Origin of the sequence: Streptomyces sp. NPDC057616, assembly GCF_042800575.1 — a bacterium.
Classification (GTDB): domain Bacteria; phylum Actinomycetota; class Actinomycetes; order Streptomycetales; family Streptomycetaceae; genus Streptomyces.
On record NZ_JBHVGU010000088.1, the window covers coordinates 1 to 6,679 of the forward strand.

Genomic DNA, 6,679 nt, shown 5'->3' on the forward strand with positions numbered 1-6,679 from the left:
ACCCCGGCCACGGTTCCCGTACCGTCCGCGCGGAAGGGCTCAGTGCCCCCGCGAGATCCACTCCTCCAGATGCGGAGCCTCCGCCCCGATCGTCGTCGGATCGCCGTGTCCCGTCAGCACCTTCGTCTCCGGCGGGAGGCCGAGCAGGCGGTCACGGATGGAGTCGATGATCGTCGGGAAGTGCGAGTACGAGCGGCCGGTCGCGCCGGGGCCGCCCTGGAAGAGGGTGTCGCCGGTGAAGACCGCGGCCAGCGCCGGGTCGTAGAGGCAGACGGCGCCCGGCGCGTGGCCGGGGGTGTGCAGCACCGTGAGATCGGCGCCCGCCGCCTCGATGACCTGCCCGTCGACGAGATGGGCGTCGGGGTCGCGGTCGGCGTGGGTCAGCTTCCACAGCGGCAGGTCGTCCGGGTGGAGCCAGATCGTGGCTCCCGTGCGGTCGGCCAGCGCGGGCGCCGCGTCGATGTGGTCGTTGTGGGCGTGCGTGCACACGATGGCCGTCAGACGACGGTCGCCCACGGCCTCGACGATGGCGTCGGCGTCGTGTGCCGCGTCGATGACGATCACCTCGTGGTCGTCGCCGACGATCCAGACGTTGTTGTCGACGTCCCAGGTGCCGCCGTCGAGCGTGAACTGCCCGGAGGTGACGAGGCGTTCGATGCGCGCGGTCATCAGAGGACCACCACCGAGCGCAGGACGTCGCCGTGGTGCATCCGCTCGAACGCCTTCTCCACGTCGGTGAGTTCGATCGTCTCGGTGACGAACTTGTCCAGCGGCAGCCGGCCCTGCAGATGCAGGTCGATCAGCATCGGGAAGTCGCGGCTGGGCAGGCAGTCGCCGTACCAGGACGACTTCAGCGATCCGCCGCGGCCGAACACGTCCAGCAGGGGCAGCTCCAGCTTCATCTCCGGGGTCGGGACGCCGACCAGCACCACCGTCCCGGCGAGGTCGCGGGCGTAGAACGCCTGCTTGTACGTCTCCGGGCGGCCCACCGCCTCGACCACCACGTCCGCGCCGAAACCACCGGTGAGTTCGCGGATCGCCTCGACGGGGTCGGTCTCCTTGGAGTTGACCGTGTGCGTGGCGCCCATCTCTCGGGCCTTGGCCAGCTTGCGGTCGTCGAGGTCCACCGCGATGATCTTCGCCGCGCCCGCCAGGTTCGCCCCGGCGATCGCCGCGTCGCCCACCCCGCCGCAGCCGATCACGGCCACGCTGTCGCCGCGGCCGACCTGGCCGGTGTTGATCGCCGCACCGATCCCGGCCATCACACCGCAGCCCAGCAAACCGGCCACCTGCGCCGACACGCTCGGATCGACCTTCGTGCACTGCCCGGCCGCCACCAGCGTCTTCTCCGCGAACGCACCGATGCCCAGCGCCGGCGACAGCTCCTGGCCGGTGGCGGCGAGGGTCATCTTCTGCTTCGCGTTGTGGGTGTTGAAGCAGTACCACGGCCGCCCGCGCAGACAGGCCCGGCACTGACCGCACACGGCACGCCAGTTGAGGACCACGAAGTCACCGGGAGCCACGTCGGTGACGCCCTCCCCCACCGACTCCACGACCCCGGCCGCCTCGTGACCGAGCAGGAAGGGGAAGTCGTCGCTGATCCCGCCCTGCTTGTAATGCAGATCCGTGTGGCAGACTCCGCAGGCCTGGATCCGGACCACCGCCTCCCCGGGTCCCGGGTCGGGCACGACGATCGTCTCCACCCGCACCGGCTCGTCCTTGCCCGGTGCGATCACGCCGCGAACTTCCTGCGCCATGGTGTTGAACCCTTTCATCGGCGTATGTCCGTCCCTTCGACCCTACGGGTGACTGATCAGTAACGGCGCCGGCCGCGACGGTGCGTACGGCAGCCCCGAAATGGCCGCGCCCGCGCCTCGGCCGCCGACGTAGCCTGAATGCTCCGCACGACCGCCGAGGAGCGCCGTGAGCATCGCCGCAGACACCGAGCCGAGCCCGCCTCCCTGGCGGCTGCTCCTCGCCTACGTACGACCGCACCGGTGGGCCCTGCTGACGGGCGCTCTGCTCTCGCTCGTCACGGGCGCCACCGGGCTGCTGCTGCCGCTCGTGGCCCGAGGGCTGATCGACGACCTCTCGCACGACCGCGCCATCACCGGCGCGCTGCTGGCGATGTCGACGCTGGTGGTCGCCAACGCGGCGGTGGGCGCGCTGGGCGGCTACGTGCTGCGGCGCACCGCGGAGTCGGTGGTGCTCGGCGCGCGGCGCGCCCTGTCGTCGTATCTGCTGAGGCTGCGCGTCACCGCGGTCGACCGCAGCGAGCCGGGCGACCTGATGGCCCGCATCACCTCGGACACCACGCTGCTGCGCGAGGTCACCACGGACTCGCTGGTCGGCCTGGGCACGGGCGGGCTCACGCTCGTCGCGACGGTCGTGATGATGGGGCTGGTCGATCCGGTGCTGCTGCTGGTCACCCTGGCCGTGATCCTGGGCGCGGGCACGGTCCTCGGCGTGATCGTGCCGCGCATCAACCGCGCGAGCCGCCGGGCGCAGGACGCGGTCGGCGTGATGGGCGCCTCCCTGGAGCGGATCCTCGGCGCGCTGCGCACGGTGAAGGCGTCCGGCGCCGAGCACCGCGAGGAGAGGACTCTGCACGACGCGGCCGAGGAGTCGTGGCGGCAGAGCGTGCGGGCCGCCAAGTGGTCGGCCGCGGCAGGCAATACGGCCGGTCTGGCGATGCAGGTCGCCTTCATCACGGTGCTCGCGGTGGGCGGGGCGCGGGTGGCGACCGGCGCCATCGAGGTGGGCACGCTGGTCGCGTTCCTGCTGTACGTCTTCTATCTGATGTCGCCGATCCAGCAGGTGGTCGGCGCGATCACGCAGTACCAGACGGGGTCCGCGGCCCTCGCCCGCATCCAGGAGGCGCTGACACTGCCCGCCGAACCGGCGGCCCGCCCCGCCCCGTTGCCCACCCCCGGCGCCGAACCGGCCGCGCTCGCCTTCGACGACGTCCGCTTCCGGTACGCCGAGGATCTGCCGTACGTGCACCACGGGGTGACGTTCGCGGTGCCGGCCCGCGGCATGACGGCGTTCGTCGGCCCGTCCGGCGCGGGCAAGACCACGGTGTTCTCCCTCATCGAGCGGTTCTACGACCCCGGCTCCGGCACCATCGCCCTCGACGGACGCGACGTGCGCGACTGGGATCTGCCCCAACTCCGGTCGGCGATCGGTTATGTGGAGCAGGACGCCCCGGTGCTCTCCGGTTCGCTGCGCGACAACCTGCTGCTGGGCAACCCGGAGGCCGACGAGGACGCGCTCACCCGGGTGGTGAAGACGACCCGCCTCGACGGGCTGGTGGCCAGGCTGCCCAAGGGGCTCGACACCCTGGTCGGCCATCGCGGCACCAAGCTGTCGGGCGGCGAACGGCAGCGGGTCGCCATCGCCCGTGCGCTGCTGCGCAGGCCGCGGCTGCTGCTGCTCGACGAGGCCACCTCGCAGCTCGACGCCGTCAACGAGGCGGCGCTGCGGGACACCGTCGCCGACGTGTCGCGCACGACGACGGTCCTCGTCGTGGCCCACCGGCTCTCCACGGTGACGATGGCCGACCGGATCGTGGTCATGGACGCCGGCCGGGTACGCGCGGTGGGCACCCATCGCGAACTGGTCGCCGCTGATCCCCTCTACGCCGAGCTGGCGGCCACACAGTTCCTCGCGACGGCCGGCTGACCGGTCGGGAGCGCTGGCCGTGGGTTCGCGAGGTGAACGACGCTTCGCGTGCGGAGGAGCGCAGTGCCCGCTATGTGACATGGCCGAGGGGCGCCCGGAAGATCGGGCGGCCCCCCGCCCGGACGGGCGACGTGACGTCGGCGGGCTAGAGCGCGCCCGGCAGCGCGGCCCCGGCGGAACCCATGCCCGCGACCTTGTCCAGCTGCTGGAGGTTGTTGAGGCGGCTGAGCTGGTCCGAGGGGCGCGGCATCTCGGCCTGGCGGTCCGCCGGGATGCCGGCCGTGGCGAGCGAGTCGATCGCGCTGATCGGGTTGAGCTCGCTCCCGTCCCGGTTCTGGATGGTCGAGTCGGACGCGCTGGCGAACGGCGCGGCGAGAGCGGTGACGCCGGCGGCGAGACCAACGGCGGCGACGATACGTCGTGTTGAGATCATGTTCCCCCCAACGCCGACGGACCTCCGGCGGTCACGGGCACGGTACGTCACTCACCCGTCAGGGGCAGCGTTCCGGCTGCGCTTGCCGAGCCTGGCGCGGCGGAGGAGCCTCGTAGGAGAGGCCCTTCGCGGCCCGCTCCTCGTCGGGTCGCGGCCTTCGGAGGAGGTCAGCATGGGGACCACGGCAACTCCCGCGTTCAGCGCCGACACGCTGCGCCGGGGCGTCGAAGGACACACGGCGGCAGACCTTCTGTCGCTCTACGCGGACGACGCGCAGATACGCATCGTGGACCGCAACACCCAGCCCAGCAAGCCCAAGATCGTGCGCGGTCGCGAGGAGATCGGGGCACTGTTCGAGGACATCTACAGCCGGGACATGACGCACAAGGTCGACCAGTGCATCATCCAGGGCGACCATGCCGCCTACAGCCAGTCGTGCCGGTACTCGGACGGGACGCGTGTCCTGACCGAGTCGATGGTCACGCTGCGCGACGGCAAGATCGCCGAGGAGATCCTGATCCAGGCATGGGACGAGTAGGAGGCAGAACCGCGAGGGTCCAGGTCACGTCCAGACTGACCTGGACCTTCTCGGCTCGTGCGGCGCTGGGGCGCACGCGTCCGGGCCGGCCCGGGCGGTCCACCGTGGCGCAGCGGCTGGCCTCCCTGGCGCTTCTGCGGTCCGTCGTGCGCGCGGGACGCGCCCGCACCCTTCCCGCCGCCCGCAGGCGGCACGCCCTGCGCCGCTGATGCCCGAGCGGTCGCTCAGCGCATCCAGGCGCTGTACTCCATGACGTCACCTGCCTTGACGCCGTACTCCGGGTCGGCCCGGGTGAAGACGGTCTCCAGACCGAGGACCGCGCCGGTGGACGGGGCCATGATCAGCAGCCGCCGGGTGCCCGCCCCCGTGTAGACGTACGCCTCTGCGCTGCGTCCGAGCCGGTCCGTGACGCGGCCGGCCGGCCGCAGCCCGCCGGTCTGGGCGAGGAGCCGGGCGAGTGTCGCGGACTCGCGGGCGCCGAGCGTCCAGTGGCCGAGCAACTGGCCCACGGCGTCCAGGAGCTCGGGGGTGGTCAGGGCGGTCTTCGTGTACGAGGCCTCCTGGAGATAGGCGAGCAGGCGGGCCGTGTCGTGCGGGGGCGGTGACTCGGGCGGGGCGTCGCTCCAGCTCGGCGGATACGTCTGCCTGCTGACGACGTGGCCGTCCTCGACCAGGTGCGGAGCATCGCCGTCGTCGCGCAGGACCGGCCGTCCCGGGTGGCGCGGGTCGGTCGCCACGACCAGCTCGGTGTGGCTGCCGTCGGCCTTCCAGCGCACGACGCGTTCCTCGGGCAGCGTCACCGGGGGCTTGTCGTCGCTCATGCCGAGGCTCCAGGACTGCACATGCGTGCCCTTGCGCAGCGTCGGCGCGCCCGGGGCCGCCACCTGCCGCTCGGCCCGGTCCGCCAGTTCCCTCAGGGACACGGGCGGGGAGTCGGTCCGGACGACCAGCGGACGGGGTGCGGCGATGGCGGGGGCGGTGCTCGGGCCGCCGAGCAGCAGCGCCAGCGCCGTCGCCGCGACGACGAGGGTCGCCGCGAGGCTCCAGGCGAGCCGGGTGCGGCGGGCGGCGGGCGGTTCGTGCAGCAGCCGGTTCAGCCGGCGCTCGGCGTCGTGGTCCAGGGGGCCGTCGCCGTAGTGGGGGCCGTCGACCGGCACCGGGTTGGCGCGGCGCAGGAGGTCGAGTTCGTCAGCCATGATCGTGCTCCTTCGTGGCTGCCGGGTGCGCGGCGGTCGGCTGCTCGGCCGTGGGACGCGCCGCGGCCGTTTGCGCGGCCGCCTGGCCGGTCGTGGGGGTGGGGTGCATGCGGTCTATCTCGGCTCTGAGCCGGCGCCGGGCGCGGTGCAGCCGCATCGCGGCGGCCCGCCGGCCGCATCCCAGGGCGACGGCGACCTCGTCGACGTCCAGCTCCTCCCACGCCGTCAGGCGCAGGACCTCCTGGTCGGCGCCGGAGAGGCGGGCCAGCGCCTCGTGCACCCAGGCGCCCGGCGCCTCCGCGTCGGGGCTCGCCACGATCTGCCGGCCGTGCGCGCTCTCGTCGTTGCCGATCCGGTCGAGCAGCCGGCGGCGCCGGCCGTGGCCGCGTACCGCGTTCGCCAGGCAGTTGCGTGCCACGCCGTACAGCCAGGGCAGCGGGGACCCCGGCAGGTCGGCCCGGCGCCGCCAGGCGACCGTGAACACCTCCGCCACCACTTCCTCCACCTCGCCGGCCCGCCCGTCCAGTCGCCGCGCGACATAGCGGCTGACCGCCCAGTAGTGCTCGCGATAGGCAGCGGCGAAGATCTCGTCGTTGCTCATGTTCCGTCTCTGTCCGGCACCGGCCGGATCGTCACACCCACTTCCGTGATCCTCGTCGCATGGTACGAGTGTGACCGGTGGGCCGGGTGCGGACACAGGCGGGGCATGAGGCACCTCAAGTGGCTGACGACCACCGACCACAAGACGATCGGGACGCTGTATCTCGTCACGTCGTTCGCGTTCTTCCTGATCGGCGGCGTGATGGCGCTGCTGATGCGCGCCGAACTGGC

Annotated in this window: 8 protein-coding genes and 1 pseudogene; 4 read left to right on the forward strand and 5 right to left on the reverse strand. The window is 72.6% G+C overall.

What is annotated here, in order from left to right; translation table 11 throughout:
• Positions 1-39: 39 nt before the first annotated feature.
• A complete protein-coding gene (locus ACFU97_RS45955) occupies positions 40-669 on the reverse strand; it encodes an MBL fold metallo-hydrolase (protein WP_384269250.1) in 630 nt (209 codons plus the stop codon).
• Positions 669-1,757 (reverse strand): S-(hydroxymethyl)mycothiol dehydrogenase, encoded by a 1,089-nt coding sequence (locus tag ACFU97_RS45960; RefSeq protein ID WP_384269252.1) that lies wholly within the window; start codon positions 1,755-1,757, stop codon positions 669-671. The genes ACFU97_RS45955 and ACFU97_RS45960 overlap by 1 nt, the downstream gene beginning before the upstream one ends.
• A gap of 166 nt (positions 1,758-1,923) precedes the next feature.
• Here ACFU97_RS45960 and ACFU97_RS45965 point away from each other — a divergent pair, with 166 nt between their 5' ends.
• A complete protein-coding gene (locus ACFU97_RS45965) occupies positions 1,924-3,681 on the forward strand; it encodes an ABC transporter ATP-binding protein (RefSeq protein ID WP_384269255.1) in 1,758 nt (585 codons plus the stop codon).
• A gap of 145 nt (positions 3,682-3,826) precedes the next feature.
• On the opposite strand, the gene ACFU97_RS45970 is transcribed toward ACFU97_RS45965, so the two are convergent.
• Positions 3,827-4,114 (reverse strand): hypothetical protein, encoded by a 288-nt coding sequence (locus ACFU97_RS45970; RefSeq protein ID WP_384269257.1) that lies wholly within the window; start codon positions 4,112-4,114, stop codon positions 3,827-3,829.
• A 172-nt stretch (positions 4,115-4,286) separates the two neighbouring features.
• Between ACFU97_RS45970 and ACFU97_RS45975 the strand changes: the two genes are divergently transcribed.
• Positions 4,287-4,652, forward strand: coding sequence for a nuclear transport factor 2 family protein (locus ACFU97_RS45975; RefSeq protein WP_384269259.1), 366 nt, complete (start codon positions 4,287-4,289; stop codon positions 4,650-4,652).
• Positions 4,640-4,861: a hypothetical protein gene (locus ACFU97_RS45980; RefSeq protein ID WP_384269261.1), complete on the forward strand. Its 222-nt coding sequence runs from the start codon at positions 4,640-4,642 to the stop codon at positions 4,859-4,861. Before ACFU97_RS45975 ends, ACFU97_RS45980 begins: the two co-directional genes overlap by 13 nt.
• Positions 4,862-4,876: 15 nt before the next feature.
• Here ACFU97_RS45980 and ACFU97_RS45985 read toward each other — a convergent pair whose 3' ends face one another.
• Both ACFU97_RS45985 and ACFU97_RS45990 read right to left on the reverse strand, forming a co-directional pair.
• On the reverse strand, positions 4,877-5,848 hold the full coding sequence (locus tag ACFU97_RS45985; protein WP_384269264.1) for a CU044_5270 family protein: 972 nt from the start codon (positions 5,846-5,848) through the stop codon (positions 4,877-4,879).
• Complete coding sequence (locus tag ACFU97_RS45990; protein WP_384269266.1) at positions 5,841-6,449, reverse strand: RNA polymerase sigma factor; 609 nt, start codon at positions 6,447-6,449, stop codon at positions 5,841-5,843. Before ACFU97_RS45990 ends, ACFU97_RS45985 begins: the two co-directional genes overlap by 8 nt.
• 45 nt (positions 6,450-6,494) lie before the next feature.
• On the opposite strand from ACFU97_RS45990, the pseudogene ACFU97_RS45995 reads away from it, so the two are divergent.
• Positions 6,495-6,679, forward strand: a pseudogene (locus tag ACFU97_RS45995) (cytochrome ubiquinol oxidase subunit I); the annotation flags it as partial.